This window comes from Rahnella rivi (genome assembly GCF_019049655.1).
GTDB lineage: Bacteria > Pseudomonadota > Gammaproteobacteria > Enterobacterales > Enterobacteriaceae > Rahnella > Rahnella rivi.
Map to the genome: position 1 here is coordinate 214,598 of NZ_JAFMOX010000063.1, position 18,942 is coordinate 233,539.

Genomic DNA, 18,942 nt, shown 5'->3' on the forward strand with positions numbered 1-18,942 from the left:
GAAAGATTTCCTGATATCACCCAGTAAGCACTCACTCACTTATTAGGGCTTGCGGGATGTGGATCGGCCTCCTGCCCGCCGGTGTTTTTCCCAAAGAAAAACGGCGTATCTGATGAAGATACGCCGTTCATTTTTATTTATTGTTAAGGCAATCAGGCAGCGGCTTTCTTGCTGCGGGCGCTGACTTCAGCGAGGATCTCTTTTTGCTTGTTCTTCTCGCCGATCATCTTGTACCAGCCAGATAACTTGCGCAGATCCGGCAGCGTGGCCTTCTCTTCCACATCGTACGCGCTGAGTTTATCGCGATACTCTTCAAAGATGGCGATACAACGGCGTGCCCACTCACCTTCCAGCGCAGAGCCTGCCACGGCCCGCGGACGGCGTGGTAAGCGCGGACGCAGCGGTTTGCTGGCTTCTGGCGCGGACTCGTCCACATACGCGAACTTGATCGATACAACGGTTCTGCCCTGCTTGACTGGCTCCCAGACGACGGAGATATCGGTGTTGGCGTTGATCCGGTTGATCGTCGGTTCAAGCAGCTTCTGGCGGAAGTCACGATAGTCCTCGTATTTGCCCGCCAAACCGGCCTTCTCGCGCATCCAGTTGAGATCCAGGGTCACTTCGATGGCTTTGCCGCTGCGACGCCCGTAGAGGTTCTTGGCTTTGATTAACCACCCGTAGAGTCGCACCGAGAACGGCGTATCCAGTTTGGCGATGTTCGCAAAATTCAGTTTGGTAAAAGATTCTTTAAGTTCATAGAGATACGGCGCAACGTCCTGGCCGAACCGCAACACCACTGCACTGTGATCGTCACTACTCACATACTCGAGACGTGAGAACCAGGATAACTGGACGGTGCGAACCTTGCCGGTTTTGACATCGGGTTTGTAGATCGTCACCGGTTTTTTCATCAGGCTTTCCGCCGCTTCACGCAGCTGCCGGTGGCTGCTGGTCGGGTTCACCCCGTAGATCCGCTGATAATCCTGCGGGAAGAGGCGATACAACGTGTCTGGTTGCGGTTTCCTGCTATCAATTTGAGCCAGAGCCAGGTTCAGCAGGCGCATTTCATCCAGAGTGACGCTGTAAGCGCCTTCCAGAAGATCGTTCCCCTGAACTACGGTCAGTTTATTCAGTTCCATGTAGCAGGATCCATAGGTGGAAAGTAGGTAAATTATTCCACATAAAAAATGCCGACGTAAAGTAAAAACAGGGGTTATTTATTCATTTAATTTCAATGGATTAGCAAAGGATCCGAAAAGTGTGATCAGGAAAAATCTCCACATATTGATTTCAGAACAGGCAAGGATCCTTTTTTTAACATGTTGGATCATCACTCTTTTTACAGGAAATAACTCCACATAAGCACACGTCGGTCAACCCGCCAGATCCCCGAGACTTTACGCCCTAACACCTGAAATCCGCCCCGTGACTACAGATAATCTTTCCACATTAGCGTTTGCTCTGGTGAATAATCGTACGAAATCAATGTGTGACCCGTCTCTCACTTCATACAGCCCCGTCGGATCGCCCTCCTCCCTCCCCTGAACAGGAAAAAACTCCACATATGCGTCGTCGTGGGATCAGATAATCTTTCCACATGTATGGCAAAGCGATCATCAGACAAGGAAATGTCTCCACATTTGGCGATTCCGGGGATCACAGGAAAAGTTTCCACATAAAGACTGTGAAGGGATCAGGAAATCTCTCCACCTGTCCGATAAAACCGGCGCTACAGAGCACGCTGTTCAGCACTCATTGCGCGTGAATGATCAGATAATGTCTCCACATATCGTCGTGTGACATTGTCACTTATTGTCTAACTCATTGATTTATATGAGGTGATAAATACGCGAGTGACTAACGCAGGCGGGTTAAGATCAGATAATCCTTCCACATATGCTCCCGCAGGGATCAGATAATCTTTCCACATATGCTCATTTGCTGTGAAAAATCTGATGCCGATCCCCTGCCGCAGCTGGTAATGGGATCCAAAAGTGACATAAAAAGGGTAACGTGACGCTGTCACAGGAAATTATTCCACATATGAGGGATTGTGCGGGGATCAGGAAATGTGTCCACCCTTGAGGAAAAACGCTTTCTGGCAGTAAGTTAGCCGGAGAAACGTTAGAATGAGCGTACGCACACCTGCCACAGCAAGATATCAACAGAAAATCTCTCCACGCTGATAATTATCTGATCCCTAAAGAAATTATCCACAGGAAAAAGCTCTACATTGATCATGAAAAGGATCCACATCTAACAGGAACGATCTCCACCGCAGACAGGAAAACTCTCCACGATAGCGCTTGTAACCTGCTAATTTATCTAGTGAAAAACATGTCTTAAAGAGAAAGATCTAAACTTAAAAAAGAAACAAAAGACTATTTGATCTTTGGATCTTCTAAACCGTGCAAAGGGGCTTCAGGAAAGGATAAGGCGGAAGGGAAAGTGTCATTCTGTCAGTGGGTTGAGAGAGGATCTGCCAGAACGGATCTTGTCGCAGACCCGCTCCGGCATAACTCTTCAGATCACGAACGTTCGTTATTGATAAGCCAGCCTTGGATTAATTCCGTCAGCACGTCTTTCATTTCACGATCTTGCAGGAAACAGCTGGTCTTAAACCGGCGATGTAACTCTTCATCGATATTGGTTTGCAGTTTTTTCACTGAAGCGGGTGGCTTTGCTACGGCGTCCAGTGCGGTAGTCAGCTGTCTGTGCTGCCCAAGTTTCATTTTCATTTCAACAACTCCGTGATTTCTTTGGTCATAATTTCTATCTCACCCTTTGCGTTACCATCTGTCGTATCGAAAACGGTACCGCCATCCATCATGGTGCGAATGTAAACCTGGCGCTGAGTGGTGCCGGTGCGTAACGCAGGCACGCCAGTGTCAGCGATGGATGCTTTAAGGACTTCCAGCATTTTTGCCGAGGCGACTTTTTTGGTGATCAGGAAACGAGCAATAACGGGCTGAAGGTTTTCACGGGCTTCAACGACGGCCAGGATTGCGCCACAAGCTGCAAAGTCTAAAGGTGACGGTGTCACGGGGATCAGCACTAAATCACTGACCATCACCGCAGCCGATGAGATTGCAGAGATTGCCGCTGCCCCATCAATGACGACGTAATCATATTCCTTCAACTGCTTACGTACGGTATAGACTTCTTTCTCAGATGCTGCTTCGGCCAGATCGAACTGACATTTGCTATCATCGTACCAGTTACTGATGCTTCCCTGTGGGTCGGTATCGACCATCACGACCTTATGACCTTGTCTTGCAAGACAGGTAGCAATGTTAATGGAGGTCGTGGTCTTCCCTACCCCGCCCTTCCCGTTCAGGAAGGAAATAATTTTCGCTGCCATAACATCCTCTTGATGAAGCGTCGGTAAGTTGCTTGCATCCTAAAATGCTAAGATTTCAGGATTCAAAAATATTGTAATCATAGGATTCTGAGATTTACTAATCCATGAATCACAGGATTGAGGTGATACTATAAGGTTTGTATCCAGGGATTACAATATTTAAGGATTATCGAATTTTACAATCTTGTGATTACAGGATTATAGAATTCTAAGGTTTGCGCTCAGGCGTAAGGTTGAAAAGAGATTTGTTGTTATCACAGGTTGCAAAGATTTTATGATGCAAGGATTTCAGAATCACGAAATCTCAGGATGATGTAATTCCACAATTCTCGGATGTTCAATGTGATCAGGAGTCTCCTTACTTTCACAGGCAAAGATTTCCTAACCTCTAAATTAGTCTGGACAGACAAAACGGAACCGTTACGCTCTCACTATCTCACTATCTCACTATCTCACTATCTCACTATCTCACTATCTCACTATCTCACTATCTCACTATCTCACTATCTCACTATCTCACTATCCTGTGATTATTGAATGGCAGGATTCTGGGAGTGTGGGGATTCTATTATCCTGAGGTTTCATGATTCTGTGATGCAGCAATCCATGAATCCGTCATCCTGCAATCTTATACTTCCATCCTTATGGGATGTCAGGATTTGGTTATCATGTGATTCTGTGATCAGCCTATCCGGGGTTCACAGCACAACAGGATGCTAAGATTTCAGGATGCAGGAATGCAGGGATACACGAAATCACAGCATTGTCAGGATGGCAGGATTCCATTGCTACGTGATAATCCTGGGATTATAACATCCTGAGAATCACCATGATTATGAGATTCCAGGATGCTGATGGCGTCACGTTCAGCATAACCTTTAAGGCGTAATCATGAGATTATATGATTATTCGATAATCCTGAAATCTTGGGATTGTTGAGTGATTATATGATTTCAGGATTCTCACTATCTATGCATATCTGCATGTAATATATATGTATTTTTATCTTATCTGGTGTTGGGATTCAATGATTCTGGGATTTATTAAGGATTATAATATCCTGGGATGCAATTCTATGATTACAGTATCATGAGATTATCAGGCTGGAGTATTGGGATTGCAGGATTCAGAGATTTAATCTTGGGATTTCAGGATCCTGTAACCAGAGCGATGGTAGTATCCGGGGATGTGATGATTCTGTAATTAAATCCGGAGATTTCACCATCCTGAGATGATAGGATTTAAAGGTGTTTGAAAACGGTGGATTCAATAATCAAAGGATTCCAGGAGTATGGAATTAGCCTGGTTGCAGAATTACAGAATTACAGAATTACAGAATTACAGAATTACAGAATTACAGAATTACAGGATGTTGAGATGTTGAGATGTTGAGATGTTGAGATGTTGAGATGTTGAGATTATAGAGGTATCGGGATGATACCTCTACGGATTTAATGCGTGATGACATCAAGGGCACGAAGGTGCTCGGGTTGCCATGAAAGCATAACCTCAGTTCCCGGTTGCCATTCCGGACGCAACGTGGTGGCAGAAAGTTTCACCATGAAATTATCTTGCCCTGCCACTTCTGTGATCATGCGGACGTGATCGCCTAAATAGATAAACTGTTTGATTCTGGCTTTGACCGTTTCCATGCCCGGCTGATGATCATTTACGGTGATGCGTTCAGGCCGAATCGATAGCAGGATTTTTCTGCCTGGCGAACTTGGGCGAATCTTGACTGCCCGTAACTCAGTGCCGTCATCGAGTGATGCGCGGTAAAAAATACCTTCTGCTGATGTATGCGTGGCGAGCAGGCTGTTATTTTCACCGATGAATTGCGCGACAAAAGCATTATCAGGTTTCTCATAAATTACGCTCGGGCTGTCCATCTGCTGGATAACGCCGTCATTAAACACCGCCACCCGGTCTGACATAGTCATCGCTTCACTCTGATCATGCGTGACATACACGATAGTGAGATCGAGCATGTGGTGCAGTTGCTTGATCTCCATCTGCATGTGTTCACGCAATTGTTTATCCAGCGCGCCAAGTGGCTCATCCATCAGTACCAACTTTGGTTCAAATACCAGCGCGCGGGCCAGCGCCACACGCTGCTGCTGACCGCCGGACATCTGCGCCGGATAGCGGTCAGCCAGGGGTTTCAGTTTGACCATGTCCAGAATGCGGTCGACTTTTTCTTTGATGTCAGACTTGTTCAGACGGCGAATGGTCAGCGGGAACGCCAGGTTTTCAGCCACTGTCATGTGCGGAAACAGCGCATAATTCTGGAAAACCATACCGATATCGCGCTGATGGGGCGGCAAGTTGTGCAAGGGTTTGTCGCGCAGAAGAATTTCACCCTGGGTCGGTGTTTCAAAACCAGCGAGCATCATCAGGCTGGTGGTTTTGCCCGACCCCGACGGGCCCAGCAAGGTGAGAAACTCACCCTCGTGAACATCGAGATTGAGGTTTTTAACCACCAGTTTATCGCCATCGTAGCTCTTCTTGATATTTTTGAAGCTCACATACGTTCTCATCACAGACACTCCACAGATAAAAATACGCGATTACGCGACAGCAGAAACCGGCATGGATTGTGCATAAAACATCCTCTGAAGGATCGTTTGCGCGGTGTTATTAAAAATCTTTACCACCCGTATCTGAGCCAAACAAGTCATTTCTGACAAATTAGCGCAAAAAAATAGCCTGAGAGAAATCTCGCAGGCTTATGAATTTTATTGCTATTTTTAAAATGTGAATACTTTTTGCTAGCACGTTCACAACGACGTTATGCAGGATCAGGCAAGTTTGCGTCCGGTTCAGTTTTCATCTTCTCAGCATGCCGGGTTGCACCTTGGCGTTGCAGCCTGCGCTTAAGACAGTCAGCGATGTGTGCGAAAGCTGGCCCGATGTCCTCTTCCGGTACGCACCCGTAGCCCAGCAGCAGACCACGCCGCGGAGCGGGGCGCAGGTAGTAGGCGGAGAGCGGTCGGGTGAGCACATTTTTTTGTTCCAGCTCGGCGCTTAAGGCCACATCGTCAATCGCGTCAGGCAGTGAGAGGATCAGGTGCAGCCCGGCGTTACTGTTTTCACACACAAATTCCGGACCAAGTTCCTGTTCGATCAGGCGGGTCAGGGCGCTGCGACGTTTACCGTAAATCAGCCGCATCCGGCGGATATGGGCGGCGTAATGTCCATCACTGATAAATTCGGCGAGCGTCAGCTGCGTTAACCCGTTGCCGCCACGGTATAACTCGGAATGCGCGATTTTCAGGCGCGATGCCAGAGGGCGGGGCAAAACCACATAGCTGATGCGCATGGCGGGATACAACGTTTTACTGAAAGTGCCGATATAAATCACCGGCGCATCGCTGCTTAGCCCCTGCAGCGCAGGGATCGGGCTGCCGGAATAACGGAACTCACTGTCGTAATCATCTTCCACGATCCAGCTTCCCTGCTGCGCCGCCATCGCGAGAATTTTCTGTCGACGCGCCAGGCTCATCACCGAACCCAGCGGATAGTGATGTGACGGTGTCACGCATATCAGCTTCGGCGCACGGCTCTCGGGCGCGGATTCCGGCGGATTCATGCCGTTCTCGTCCACCTCAACCGGGTGTGTTTCTACACCATTCACCGACAATACGTTACGGATCCCCCAGTAACTCGGCTCTTCAATCCAGGCCACATCGCCGGGATCGCACAGCATTTTCGCCAGCAAATCCAGCGCCTGATGCGTCCCTGCGGTGATGAGGATCTGGTCCGGTGTGCAGTCGACTGAGCGTGCGACGCGCAGGTAGTCGGCCAGCGCCTGCTGCAAGGGCGGGCAGCCACCGTGGCGGGAGTAGGTGAGAAACTCAGGATGCAGCCGGCGGCTCAGGCGGTTTTGCAATTTTCGCCAGACATCATGCGGGAACTGGGTGACATCCGGCACGCCGGGCATGAACGCGCCCCACTGGTGCGAGGCTACGCCGGTGCGCGTCAGCAGTTGCGACCCCCGCCGGGAGAGCGTGACGTGGCTGCGAACCGGTGAACATTGGGTCGCCGTTTTATCGGCAATGACGCCGTCTTTCGGTAAATCGGCGGTGACGAATGTCCCGCTGCCTGTTCGGGTCTGAATATATCCCTCAGCCTGCAGTTGTTCATAAGCGGCGAGCACCGTATTGCGCGAAATATCCAGTTCTTTAGCAAGGTCACGGGAGGCAGGAAGACGGCTGCCGGGGCTGATGCTGCCATCGAAGATAGCCTGTTGTAATGCCTGATAAACCCGTTTATTCAGGGTGCCGGGTAAGGCCGCTGAAATGCCGTTTAGCCGTTGCAAAATGAGGTCAGAGAGCAGAGAGCGCAAAAGTGGATCCTCGAAATAAACAGAACTGGTTCTGGATTATAGGGCCGCTGACAGGATAAAAAACAAGGGCGGATAACAAATTTCACATGTCCTTTACCCGTAACCTACAAAATATCAGCCTTCAGGCAGGAGCAAGAGATGAGTCACAGCGAACTGGAAAAACGCCGTAAAGAAGCGACACCACGCGGTGTCGGCGTCATGTGTGATTTCTACGCAGCGAAAGCAGAAAATGCCACGCTGTGGGATGAAGAGGGCAGGGAGTACATCGATTTTACAGCGGGGATCGCCGTGCTCAATACCGGCCATCGTCACCCGAAAATTGTGGATGCCATCCGCAAACAGCTCGATCAGTTCACGCATACGGCCTATCAGATTGTGCCTTACGCCAGCTTTGTCACGCTGGCAGAGCGCATCAACGCCATTTCTCCGGTGGCGGGAAAAGCCAAAACCACCTTTTTCTCCACCGGCGCTGAAGCGGTAGAAAACGCGGTGAAGATTGCCCGCGCAGCCACTGGCCGCCCTGGCATCATTACGTTCTCCGGCGCGTTTCATGGCCGCACCCTGCTGACGATGGCGCTGACCGGAAAAGTGGTGCCGTACAAAGTGGGCTTCGGACCTTTCCCGGCGTCAGTATTCCACGCGCAGTTCCCCAATGCGCAGCACGGTGTCAGCACAGAAGCGGCGCTGGAGAGCATAGAACGTATTTTCCGCAGTGACATCAGCCCGCAGCAGGTCGCCGCGATAGTGTTTGAACCGGTACAGGGCGAGGGCGGTTTCAACATCGCACCGGAAGAATTCGTCAAAGGATTGCGCGCGCTGTGCGACCGTCACGGCATCGTGCTGATCGCCGACGAAGTGCAAAGCGGCTTTGCGCGCACCGGCAAAATGTTTGCGATGGAATATTACGGCGACGCTAAACCGGATTTAGTCACCATGGCGAAAAGCCTGGGTGGCGGGATGCCGATTTCCGGTGTCACCGGCCGGGCTGAGCTGATGGATGCGCCTGAACCCGGCGGCCTCGGCGGGACCTATGCCGGTAACCCGCTGGCGGTGGCGTCTGCGCTGGCGGTACTGGATATCATCGAAGAAGAAAAGCTGTGCGATCGTGCTAACCGTCTCGGTGCTGAACTGGTTGAGGTGCTGGAAAAAGCCAAAGCCAGCTGCCCGGCGCTGGTGGACGTGCGTGCGCGCGGGTCTATGGTGGCGGCTGAATTTAACGATCCGGCCACCGGAAAACCTTCTCCTGAACTGACTAAACAGTATCTGCGCAAAGCGCTGGATGCCGGTTTGCTGATGCTGAGTTGCGGCGTACACGGTAACGTGATCCGCTTCCTGTATCCGCTGACCATTCCCGACGCTCAGTTCAAAGCTGCACTGGCGATTTTGTCCCGCGTACTGGCTGGCTGAGGGAATCTATGCAACTGAAACATCACAGGTTGCTGCGCCAGCAATGCCTGATCAACGGCGACTGGCTGGACAGCGAAAACGGCAAACGTGAAGACGTCATCAATCCGGCCACCGGTGCGGTGATCGCCAGCGTGCCACAAATTACCCCGGCGCAAACGGCGCAGGCTATTGTTTACGCAGAGCAGGCGCAGATTGGCTGGCGTGAGAAAACCGGCAAACAGCGCGCCGCACTGATGCAGAAATGGGCGCAACTGATGGTGGAGCACGCCGACGATCTGGCCGCGTTGCTGACCGCAGAACAGGGCAAATCCCTTGCCGAGGCGCGGGGCGAAATCGTCTACGCCGCGTCGTTTATCGAATGGTTTGCTGAGGAAGCGAAGCGCATCGAAGGCAGCGTGCTGGCACCTGTTCAGGCCTCGCAACGTATGCTGGTGCTGAAACAGCCGATTGGCGTGTGCGCGGCGATCACCCCGTGGAATTTCCCGGCGGCGATGATCACCCGTAAAGCCGCACCGGCGCTGGCCGCAGGCTGCACGATGATCGTCAAACCGGCGGAACAGACGCCGCTGAGCGCGCTGGCACTCGGACAACTGGCGATTGAGGCGGGTATTCCGGCCGGAGTGTTGCAGGTGATCACCGGTTCAGCGCGCGATGTCGGGAAAGTGCTGTGCGACAGCCCGGTGGTGCGCAAACTCAGCTTTACCGGTTCGACGGAAGTGGGGCGCATTCTGATGGCGCAAAGCGCGCAGACGGTGAAGAAACTCTCGCTTGAGCTTGGCGGAAATGCACCGTTTATCGTCTTCGATGACGCCAATCTGGAGCGCGCCGTGGCGGGGATCATGGCGTCGAAATTCCGCAACAGCGGGCAAACCTGCGTCTGCGCCAACCGTATTTATGTCCAGCAGGGGATTTACCCTGCGCTGGTCGCCAGGCTGGTGGAAGAAGTGCAAAAGCTGAAGGTCGGCGACGGCACTGAAACCGGCGTTACGCAAGGCCCGCTCATCGATCATGATGCGATTGCGAAAGTGCGGGAACACATTGCTGATGCCTTGTCGCAAGGCGCCACGCTGCTGACCGGCGGCGAACCGCACGCGCTGGGCGGAACCTTCTTCCAGCCGACGGTGATCGGCAATGTGACATCAGCGATGAAATTTGCCCGTGAAGAAACCTTCGGCCCGGTCGCGCCGGTGTTCAGTTTTACTGACGAAGCGCAGGCTGTGGCGATGGCTAACGATACGGAGTTCGGGCTGGCTGCTTATCTTTTCACCCGTGACGCGGCGCGCCAGTGGCGGGTTCCGGAAGCGCTGGAATATGGCATGGTCGGCATTAATACCGGTCTGATTTCAAACGAAGTGGCACCGTTCGGGGGGATCAAACAGTCCGGGCTGGGGCGTGAGGGGTCACGTCACGGCATGGACGATTATCTGGAAATGAAATATCTGTGCATCGAGCTGGCGGAGTAATCCGTCACCACGCCGCAGATAAAGGTTCAGATAACGTGCAGTGATGCACACAAGCTGTGCAAGGTTTAACAATAAAAAGAAACTGAGTGGTCATGAGGCGCAAAAAAAATACATATTGCCTCAACAAAGCCTGTCCGTACGGCATTGCGCCTCGCGCGTAAGGCCGCACGGGCGGACTCCACAGGAATGGCATGGTTTATGCTTCATCATAAAATATGATGCATCATATTTTAACACGCCGTTTACTTTAGCGCTTTCCGCACTTTTTAAGTTAACCAGGAGTCACAGCATGTTTAAGAAGATTGCACTGACCACTCTCCTCGCCGGTATGTTTTTTCAGGCTCAGGCCGAATCTCTGACCGTGATCTCATTTGGCGGCCTGAATAAGGACGCGCAGGATAAAGCGTTTTACAAACCCTTCGCCGCTGCCGGAAAGGGCACCATCGAACCGGGCGAATATAACGGTGAAATGGCGCGCATTCGTGCCATGGTCGAAACCGGACAGGTCGGCTGGGATGTGGTGGAAGTCGAAAGCCCGGAGCTTATCCGCGGCTGTGATGAAGGTCTGTTTGAACCTCTGGACTGGAACAAACTCGGCGATAAAACACAGTACGTACCGGGCGCGGTCACCGAATGCGGCGCGGGTATCTTCCTGTGGTCAACGGTACTGACTTATGACGCCAGCAAACTGAAAAAAGCGCCAACCAGCTGGGCGGATTTCTGGGATGTGAAAGATTTTCCGGGTAAACGCGCACTGCGCAAAAGTGCCAAATTTACGCTGGAAATTGCGCTGCTGGCCGACGGCGTCAAACGCGCAGACATCTATAACGTGCTGGCCACCCCGGCCGGTGTGGAACGTGCCTTCAAAAAACTCGACCAAATCAAACCCAATATTCAGTGGTGGGAATCCGGTGCTCAGCCGTTGCAGTGGCTGGTGTCCGGCGATGTGGTCATGAGCTCGGCCTATAATGGCCGCGTCAGCGCCGCACAGGCTGAAGGTCATGACTTCAAAATGGTCTGGGAAAACAGCCTGTACGATCTCGACAGCTGGGCGATCGTCAAAGGCTCGAAACACAAAGAGCTGGCCGAACAGTTTATCGCCTTTGCCAACAAGCCTGAGAATCAGAAAGTCTTTGCCGAAACCATTCCTTACGGCCCGACTGAAAAATCCGTCACCGGCATGATCGATGCAAAATACGCGCAGAATCTCCCGACGGGTGAGAAAAACCTGGCAGGCGCATTGCAGGTGGATACTCAGTTCTGGATCGAACACGGAGAAGATCTCGAGCAACGATTCAACGCCTGGGCTGCGAAATAACTCCCTTTCATTTATCGGGCTGAACCGGCGAGACTCGCTGCCGTGATTCAGCCCGCACTCTCTTGTGCTCAGCACCTGTGAAACACGACATCAGAACACCCGCTGCGGGAGAAAAATATGAGCCAAACCGACATGCTGACCACACCGGTGCCGGACGCCGGGACATCAGGCCCGACCCTGCGTCAACGCCTGCGAAAAACAGAGGCCGCTTACACCCGCCGCTCTTTACTGCTGATTGCACCTTTACTGCTGTTTGTGATCGTCAGCTTTCTGTTTCCGATTGCGTCGATTTTAGTGAAAAGCGTCACCAACCCCGAACTGGGGGACACCCTGCCTGGCACGGTGACGCAGTTATCGCGCTGGGATGGCAACAGCGTGCCCGACGAAGCGACATTCAACGCCCTGGTGTCTGATCTGCGCAACGCACGCAGCAGCGGGCAAATGGCGGCGATTGCCAAACGTTTAAGCTATGAAGATAACCGCTACCGCAGCCTGATCACCGGCACGTTACGCCATGTACCGGCAGGCAGCACCGCGGTGCGCGAAACGTTAATCCAAAGCCTGCCTTTGTGGGGCGAAGTCAGCACCTGGCAGACCCTCCGGCGTGCGGCAAAACCCGTCACCTCTCTCTATTTGTTATCAGCGTTTGACCGCAAGGTTGATGTCGATACCGGCCACATCGTTGCGCTGCCTGCGGATCAGGCGCTGTACGTCAATGTGCTGCTCAGAACGCTGTGGATGGCGCTGGTCGTGACGTTGTGCTGCGTGCTGCTCGGGTATCCGCTGGCCTACTGGCTGGCAAAACAGCCCGCCGGGCGCGCCAATTTACTGATGATTTTGGTGCTGCTGCCTTTCTGGACGTCGCTGATTGTGCGCACCGCCAGCTGGATTGTGCTGTTGCAGTCCGGCGGGCTTATCAACCGCGCACTGCTTGGCACCGGCATTATCGATCAGCCGCTGGTCATGGTTTTTAACCGGCTGGGCGTTTACATCTCGATGACCCACATCATGCTGCCGTTTATCGTGCTGCCTTTATATGCGGTGATGAAAGGCATTTCACCTAACTATGTGCGGGCGGCGATTTCGCTGGGCGCGCATCCGTTTTCTGCTTTCTGGCGGGTGTATGTGCCGCAAACCTATGCCGGTGTCACCGCAGGCGCATTGCTGGTGTTTATGATGGCGATTGGTTACTACATCACTCCCGCGCTGCTCGGCGGGCCGGGCGATCAGATGGTCAGCTACTTTGTGGCATTCTTTACCAACAGCACGATGAACTGGGGAATGGCCGCGGCGCTGGGCACACAGTTGCTGGTGATTGTGGTGTTGCTGTACATCGTTTATATCCGCGTCACGCGCACTAAAGCGGAAGTTGCCGCGCATTAAAGGAGCCCGAAAATGAAACATCAAATGAGACAGAAAGGGGCATTGTTGCTGCGTTTATGGCGCTGGTTTTTCAACTTCTACAGCGCGGCGATCCTGCTATTTCTGATTGTGCCGGTGCTGATCATCGTGCCGCTGTCGTTTAATGCCGGGTCTTTTCTCAGCTATCCGCTCACCGGATTTTCGCTGCGCTGGTATCACACCTTTTTTCATTCGGATGAATGGCTGAGTTCGCTGGGGAACAGTCTGTTGATTGCGCCGCTGGCGACCCTTCTGGCGACGGTGCTGGGCGTACTGGCCTCGGTCGGGCTGGTGCGCGGGGAGTTTCGCGGTAAATCACTGGTGATGGCTGTCCTGATTTCGCCGATGATTGCGCCGGTGGTGATCATCGCGGTCGGCATGTTCTTCTTTTTTGCACGTATTTCGCTGCTCAACAGCTACCTCGGGCTGGTGCTGGCACACGCCATGCTTGGCGTGCCTTTTGTGGTGATCACCGTCACGGCGATTCTCAAAAACTACGACCGTAATCTCTCGCGGGCCGCAGCCAGTCTGGGGGCTTCGCCTCTGACCGTTTTTCGCAAAGTGACCCTGCCGCTCATCGCACCCGGCGTGTTCTCCGGTGCGCTGTTTGCGTTTGCCGCGTCATTCGATGAAGTGGTGGTGACACTGTTCCTCGCCAGCCCGCGCCAGAGAACGCTCCCTATCCAGATGTTCGCCGGAATCCGCGAAAATCTCGATCCGACCATAGCCGCTGCGGCGTCACTGATGGTAGGCGCCTCACTGATTTTACTGGTGGTGATGGAACTGCTGCGCCGTCGCGGCGAACGTCTGCGTCACTCCGGCGCCACGCATTAAGCCACTTTTTCATCAGAGGACTTTACAGGTCCTCTTTTTTTGATTATTCCTGATGCATCAAATATCAAAAGCAACCGAGGCAATCACCATGACCGAAAAAAAGACATTGTTACTGACCGGGGCGAGCCGGGGTATCGGACACGCGACGGTCAAACATTTTTACGCGGCGGGCTGGCGGATTTTTACGGCCTCGCGCCAGAACTGGGTGGATGAATGTCCGTGGGCAGAAGGTTTTCTGAACCATATTCATCTGGATCTGGAAGATATCGACAGCGTGCAGAATGCCCTGCCGATGATCAAAGAACGTCTCGGCGGCAGGCTGGATGCGCTGGTAGACAACGCCGGGATGTCACCCAAAACGGCCACCGGCGGTCGCCTCGGCGTGCTCGACAGTGATTACGCCACCTGGCTGAAAGTGTTTAACGTCAATCTTTTCTCCACCGCGATGCTGGCCACCGGCCTGTTCGATGAGCTAAAAGCGGCGCAGGGCAGCATCATCAATGTCACCTCGATTGCCGGCAGCAAAGTGCATCCGTTTGCCGGTGTGGCTTACGCCTGTTCTAAAGCGGCGCTCTCGACGCTGACCCGCGAGATGGCGCACGAGTTCGGGCCTCACGGCGTGCGCGTAAACGCTATCGCACCCGGCGAAATTGATACCTCCATCCTCTCGCCCGGCACACAAGAGATTGTGGAACGCAGCGTGCCGTTGCAGCGTCTGGGCAAAGCGGAGGAAGTGGCGTCATTGATCTATTTCCTCTGCACCTCCGGCGCTTCTTACGTCAACGGGGCGGAGATCCACGTCAACGGCGGTCAACATGTCTGAGACGTCTTCACTGCTGACCACAGAAGTCCCGCGCGTAACGCCGTTGCAGGCAGAGAAAATTGCGGTGCAGGTTTACGGGCTGGAAGGCACGGCTGAGATCCTCGGGGGCGAACGCGACAGCAATTTTTGCCTGACTACGCTTTCAGGCCGGGCATACATGCTGCGTTTTGTTAACCCGGCGGAAGTGCCTGCCGAGGTAGATTTTCAGACGGCCATCCTCAGCCATCTGGCGCTGCGCGACAGCGCGTTGCCGGTTCCCCGTTTGCAGGAGAGCCGCGGCGGAGAACTCACGCCGCAGGTGAACATCAGCGGGCAAAATCTCACCCTGCGCGCGGTCAGTTATCTGCCGGGTACGGCGCAGTATCAGGTGCCGCGATCCAAAAAACTGATGCAGGCGCTGGGCGATACGCTGGCGCGTCTGGATATCGCGCTGAGTGATTTTGAACATGCGGGCGCGCACCGCAATTTGCTGTGGGATATCACAGATTTGTCACGGATGCAGGGCTGGGTGCCGCACCTGACTGACGCGGAGCAACGCCGCACAATCGCGCGGGTACTGCAAACGCATCAGCAAAAGGTGGTTCCTGCCAGCCCTTTGCTGCGCAGACAGGTGATCCACAACGATTTGAACACGCACAACGTGCTGGTGTGCAGCGCCGATGCGCAGCGGATCGCCGGTATCATCGATTTCGGCGATGCCCTTCACGCTCCACTTATCAATGAACTGGCGACCGCTCTGGCCTATCAGCTGGACAGCAACGGGGACGACCTGTTTCTGTATTGCCGCCCGCTGATTGCTGCCTACACCGCCCGGCAGCCGCTGACCGAGGCTGAACTTCAGCTGTTGCCGGAACTGGTGGCATCACGGCTGGCGCTGAGTTTGCTGATCGCCCAGCACCGTGCGGTACTTTATCCGCTGAACCGTGACTATATTCTGCGCAATCAGACGCACGCGTGGCGCAGTCTTTCACGGCTGATGCAACAACCCTTTACGCAGACAGACGCGATTTTCCGTCAGTCCTGCACTTCATCACTGATGTAACGGGAGGCCAGCGGATGCTGACTCAGCAACAGGTTTCAGAAGGCCGCCAGCAGTGGCTTGGCGGCGGTTATCGTTTGTTTTATCAGGAGCCGCTGCACGTGGTGCGTGCAGAGGGGGTCTGGCTGTATGACAGCGAAGGCCGTCGTTATCTCGATGCGTATAATAACGTGGCGTCGGTGGGGCATTGTCATCCGGCGGTGGTTGAGGCGATTGCGGCACAGGCCGCGCAGCTCAACACACATACCCGCTATCTGAGTGATGCCATCGTCGAGTTTGCCGAAGATTTTCTGACCGAGTTTCCGCCAGAGTTGCGCAGCCTGACCATGACCTGCACCGGCAGCGAAGCCAACGATCTGGCGCTGCGCGTTGCACGACTGGTCACCGGCGGGCAGGGCATTCTGGTGACCCGCTGGGCGTATCACGGCGTCACCAGCGCGCTGGCTGAGCTGTCGCCTTCGCTCGGCGAAGGATTTATGCAGGGAAACACTGTCTGGCTGATCGACGCGCCTGACACCTTCCGTCATCCGGGCGCGTTCGGCGCGGGTGTGGAAAGGGCGCTGGAGGAAATGAAGCAGGCCGGCGTAAAACCGGCGGCGTTGCTGCTGGACACCATTTTTTCCAGCGACGGAATATTCAGTCCGCCGCCGCAGGAGATACAGCGCGCTGTGGCACAGGTGCGCGCCGCCGGAGGATTATTCATCGCCGATGAGGTCCAGCCGGGCTTTGGCCGCACCGGCAGTTCGCGCTGGGGATTTGCCCGCTACGGCGTGCTTCCCGATCTGGTTAGCCTCGGCAAACCGATGGGTAACGGGCATCCGGTGGCCGGATTGGTTGGCCGACCGGAACTGTTCGCGGAGTTTGGCCGTCGTCAGCGTTATTTCAACACCTTCGGCGGCAATCCGGTGTCATGCCGGGCGGCGCATGCGGTTTTGCAGGTGTTACGGCGCGAGGCGCTGCAGCAAAACGCGCAGACAACCGGCGCATTGTTGCGTGAAGGATTGCAAAAACTGGCAGCGCGTTATCCGGTGATCGGCGATGTGCGTGGCGAGGGGCTGTTCATCGGCGTGGAACTGGTGAGCGATCAGCGCAACACCCCGGCACCGGATCAGGCCGCGTACGTGGTCAACGCGATGCGTCGTAAACAGATTTTAATCAGTGCTACCGGCCCGTCGGCCAACGTACTGAAAATACGTCCGCCGCTGGTCTTTCAACCGGAGCACGCGGCGCTGCTGCTGGAAACGCTGGCAGAGGTACTCGGGGAAGCCGCCCATGATCCTGCGCAATAAGTCGCCTTTGCAACGTTCGGGAAAAGTTAAAATGGATGAGTTCGTCAACTCATTCATTATTCCCTGTGCGGGATCTGTCTCAAAAAATATCTGAGATGAAAATAATAATTCCATTATTTTCTGTATAATAAATTCTCTGGAATAAGTTAATGAAGTATTCCTTATTCAGTTTTTCTTATTTAGCTATATGTTTTAGCTATGTTGCCAATGAATAAAAATAATTGTGTGAATGTATATTTTTAAAAGGAGAGAGAAATGTCTGTTCAGGAGTTTAATCGTTTTCGTTGCCGTCAGTCCGAATTACAAACTCAGGGGGGATTTTGCTGTGGGCTCAGTGTGGCTCTGGTGTCGCATATTCTTGATTGCGCTGACGGGGCAGACACATCCCTGACTCCCAGGCAAGTGTTTGATTACGCTGAGGAGTATCTGAGTGCGGTACGGGCGTCGGGGAATATTTTAGATAATACCGTCCCACCAGGGTTTCAGGATTTTCGCCAAAGAATTTTCCATCTGCAAAGCCAATATTCACGATGTATTCTTCCCGAGAAACCCTTCGTAAGGGGATGTGGTCTGGTATTACTGGTTTTATCTGTCGGAGAGATTAACAAGCGCAGAGATAATTGCGCCTATTTAAAACGCAGCACATATCCGATGAATCATATGGGCATCGCATTTTATGGTACCGGCGATGAAATCTTTATTTTCGACCCAAATACAGGGGGAATGATAATTCGCTGGAATGAGGATGTGTTTACGCCAACGGTGATCCACGCCGTCGATAATGGTTTGCAGAAAATGTACAAAATGTATGACCGTTTACAGGGTACGCGTACCGCCAATGTGGTGCTCACAGGAATGCTTTCCGAGCACCACATGCCTTACGGAGATCTGTTGTAACCGCTAAATCAGCTCGCTGATCGCGGTGCTTTTACTCAAACCCTTCACGACTGGCCGCCAGGAATTCGACCATTTTCTGGCTGCCGTCGAGAATATCTTCCTGAATCGCCCGTTTCGCCGCCGCGCCATCACCTTTACGCAACGCCAGCAAAATCTCCTGATGATGCTCGATAGCCATACGCTGGGAAAAATGGGCGTAAGCCTGAGCAATCAACGGGCCGGTGCGCATCCATAAGCTATCGATAAAATTACTCAGCAACGGCATCCGCGCACTTTCTGCCAGCATCAGATGAAACTCGCTGTTGAGGCGCAGGGCTTCGGGTAAATCTTCGTTGCTGATGGCGTTGCGGTTGGCCTCAATGTTTTGCGTAATGCGCGCTAACTCATAGCCGGTCACCGACTGCGCCGCTTTCTCCGCGCCGAGGCCTTCGAGCTCGAGGCGCAACGTACGAATTTCATGATATTGCTGCTCATCAAGCTGCGGCACGCGGATATCTTTTGGCGTGCGCATTTCCAGCGCCTGCTCTTTTGCCAGCTGTAAAATCGCATCACGCACCGGCGTGACGCTGGTGCCCACCTGCTCAGCCAGTTCGCGGATGCGCAGACGATCGTTAGGTTTCAGACGGCCGGTAATCAGGGCTTCGCGCAGCGTGGCATACACGCTGCTGCCCAGGTAGGCGTGGTTAATCGAGCTGATGGGATAATTCAAATGTTCACCGTAGCAATAGAGTGCGCGCACCCGGAATAGAGGAGAAACCGTCGGCG

15 protein-coding genes are annotated in these 18,942 nt (G+C 53.3%); 9 read left to right on the forward strand and 6 right to left on the reverse strand.

What is annotated here, in order from left to right:
- Positions 1-152: 152 nt before the first annotated feature.
- The 5 genes from J1779_RS17495 to pdxR form a co-directional block, all read right to left on the reverse strand.
- Positions 153-1,139: a replication initiation protein gene (locus J1779_RS17495; RefSeq protein ID WP_056779676.1), complete on the reverse strand. Its 987-nt coding sequence runs from the start codon at positions 1,137-1,139 to the stop codon at positions 153-155.
- A gap of 1,389 nt (positions 1,140-2,528) precedes the next feature.
- Positions 2,529-2,738, reverse strand: coding sequence for a plasmid partition protein ParG (locus tag J1779_RS17500; RefSeq protein ID WP_056779680.1), 210 nt, complete (start codon positions 2,736-2,738; stop codon positions 2,529-2,531).
- Positions 2,735-3,361, reverse strand: coding sequence for a ParA family partition ATPase (parA, locus tag J1779_RS17505; protein WP_056779683.1), 627 nt, complete (start codon positions 3,359-3,361; stop codon positions 2,735-2,737). Before parA ends, J1779_RS17500 begins: the two co-directional genes overlap by 4 nt.
- Positions 3,362-4,812: 1,451 nt before the next feature.
- A complete protein-coding gene (locus tag J1779_RS17510) occupies positions 4,813-5,898 on the reverse strand; it encodes an ABC transporter ATP-binding protein (RefSeq protein ID WP_217204378.1) in 1,086 nt (361 codons plus the stop codon).
- Positions 5,899-6,149: 251 nt separating this feature from the next.
- Positions 6,150-7,706 carry a MocR-like pyridoxine biosynthesis transcription factor PdxR gene (gene pdxR / locus J1779_RS17515; RefSeq protein ID WP_217204379.1) on the reverse strand — a complete coding sequence of 519 codons (1,557 nt, stop codon included), beginning with the start codon at positions 7,704-7,706 and terminating at the stop codon, positions 6,150-6,152.
- A gap of 138 nt (positions 7,707-7,844) precedes the next feature.
- On the opposite strand from pdxR, the gene J1779_RS17520 reads away from it, so the two are divergent.
- From J1779_RS17520 to J1779_RS17560, 9 genes are all read left to right on the forward strand, one after another.
- Positions 7,845-9,113, forward strand: a complete 1,269-nt coding sequence (locus J1779_RS17520) for a 4-aminobutyrate--2-oxoglutarate transaminase (RefSeq protein WP_217204380.1) — start codon at positions 7,845-7,847, stop codon at positions 9,111-9,113.
- An 8-nt stretch (positions 9,114-9,121) separates the two neighbouring features.
- Positions 9,122-10,576: an NAD-dependent succinate-semialdehyde dehydrogenase gene (locus J1779_RS17525; protein WP_217204381.1), complete on the forward strand. Its 1,455-nt coding sequence runs from the start codon at positions 9,122-9,124 to the stop codon at positions 10,574-10,576.
- Positions 10,577-10,865: 289 nt separating this feature from the next.
- Positions 10,866-11,894 carry an ABC transporter substrate-binding protein gene (locus tag J1779_RS17530; RefSeq protein WP_217204382.1) on the forward strand — a complete coding sequence of 343 codons (1,029 nt, stop codon included), beginning with the start codon at positions 10,866-10,868 and terminating at the stop codon, positions 11,892-11,894.
- A 117-nt stretch (positions 11,895-12,011) separates the two neighbouring features.
- Positions 12,012-13,277, forward strand: coding sequence for an ABC transporter permease (locus J1779_RS17535; RefSeq protein ID WP_122096853.1), 1,266 nt, complete (start codon positions 12,012-12,014; stop codon positions 13,275-13,277).
- A gap of 24 nt (positions 13,278-13,301) precedes the next feature.
- The gene (locus tag J1779_RS17540) at positions 13,302-14,129 is read left to right on the forward strand and encodes an ABC transporter permease (RefSeq protein ID WP_056780139.1); all 828 of its coding nucleotides are present in this window, start codon (positions 13,302-13,304) and stop codon (positions 14,127-14,129) included.
- A gap of 88 nt (positions 14,130-14,217) precedes the next feature.
- The gene (locus tag J1779_RS17545) at positions 14,218-14,952 is read left to right on the forward strand and encodes an SDR family NAD(P)-dependent oxidoreductase (RefSeq protein WP_056779705.1); all 735 of its coding nucleotides are present in this window, start codon (positions 14,218-14,220) and stop codon (positions 14,950-14,952) included.
- Positions 14,945-15,994, forward strand: coding sequence for a phosphotransferase (locus J1779_RS17550; RefSeq protein WP_217204383.1), 1,050 nt, complete (start codon positions 14,945-14,947; stop codon positions 15,992-15,994). Before J1779_RS17545 ends, J1779_RS17550 begins: the two co-directional genes overlap by 8 nt.
- A 14-nt stretch (positions 15,995-16,008) precedes the next feature.
- Positions 16,009-17,280, forward strand: coding sequence for an aspartate aminotransferase family protein (locus J1779_RS17555; protein ID WP_217204384.1), 1,272 nt, complete (start codon positions 16,009-16,011; stop codon positions 17,278-17,280).
- A 255-nt stretch (positions 17,281-17,535) separates the two neighbouring features.
- A complete protein-coding gene (locus tag J1779_RS17560; RefSeq protein ID WP_136376957.1) occupies positions 17,536-18,177 on the forward strand; it encodes a hypothetical protein in 642 nt (213 codons plus the stop codon).
- Positions 18,178-18,208: 31 nt separating this feature from the next.
- Here J1779_RS17560 and J1779_RS17565 read toward each other — a convergent pair whose 3' ends face one another.
- Positions 18,209-18,886: a GntR family transcriptional regulator gene (locus tag J1779_RS17565; protein WP_217204385.1), complete on the reverse strand. Its 678-nt coding sequence runs from the start codon at positions 18,884-18,886 to the stop codon at positions 18,209-18,211.
- Positions 18,887-18,942 lie beyond the last annotated feature (56 nt).

Coding starts and splice junctions, on each gene's coding strand:
- J1779_RS17545 (WP_056779705.1), top strand. CDS start 14,218: ATGACCGAAAAAAAGACATTGTTACTGACCGGGGCGAGCCGGGGTATC.
- J1779_RS17535 (WP_122096853.1), top strand. CDS start 12,012: ATGAGCCAAACCGACATGCTGACCACACCGGTGCCGGACGCCGGGACA.
- J1779_RS17530 (WP_217204382.1), top strand. CDS start 10,866: ATGTTTAAGAAGATTGCACTGACCACTCTCCTCGCCGGTATGTTTTTT.
- J1779_RS17500 (WP_056779680.1), bottom strand. CDS start 2,738: ATGAAAATGAAACTTGGGCAGCACAGACAGCTGACTACCGCACTGGAC.
- J1779_RS17560 (WP_136376957.1), top strand. CDS start 17,536: ATGTCTGTTCAGGAGTTTAATCGTTTTCGTTGCCGTCAGTCCGAATTA.
- J1779_RS17495 (WP_056779676.1), bottom strand. CDS start 1,139: ATGGAACTGAATAAACTGACCGTAGTTCAGGGGAACGATCTTCTGGAA.
- J1779_RS17520 (WP_217204380.1), top strand. CDS start 7,845: ATGAGTCACAGCGAACTGGAAAAACGCCGTAAAGAAGCGACACCACGC.
- J1779_RS17550 (WP_217204383.1), top strand. CDS start 14,945: ATGTCTGAGACGTCTTCACTGCTGACCACAGAAGTCCCGCGCGTAACG.
- parA (WP_056779683.1), bottom strand. CDS start 3,361: ATGGCAGCGAAAATTATTTCCTTCCTGAACGGGAAGGGCGGGGTAGGG.
- J1779_RS17540 (WP_056780139.1), top strand. CDS start 13,302: ATGAGACAGAAAGGGGCATTGTTGCTGCGTTTATGGCGCTGGTTTTTC.
- J1779_RS17555 (WP_217204384.1), top strand. CDS start 16,009: ATGCTGACTCAGCAACAGGTTTCAGAAGGCCGCCAGCAGTGGCTTGGC.
- J1779_RS17525 (WP_217204381.1), top strand. CDS start 9,122: ATGCAACTGAAACATCACAGGTTGCTGCGCCAGCAATGCCTGATCAAC.
- J1779_RS17510 (WP_217204378.1), bottom strand. CDS start 5,898: ATGAGAACGTATGTGAGCTTCAAAAATATCAAGAAGAGCTACGATGGC.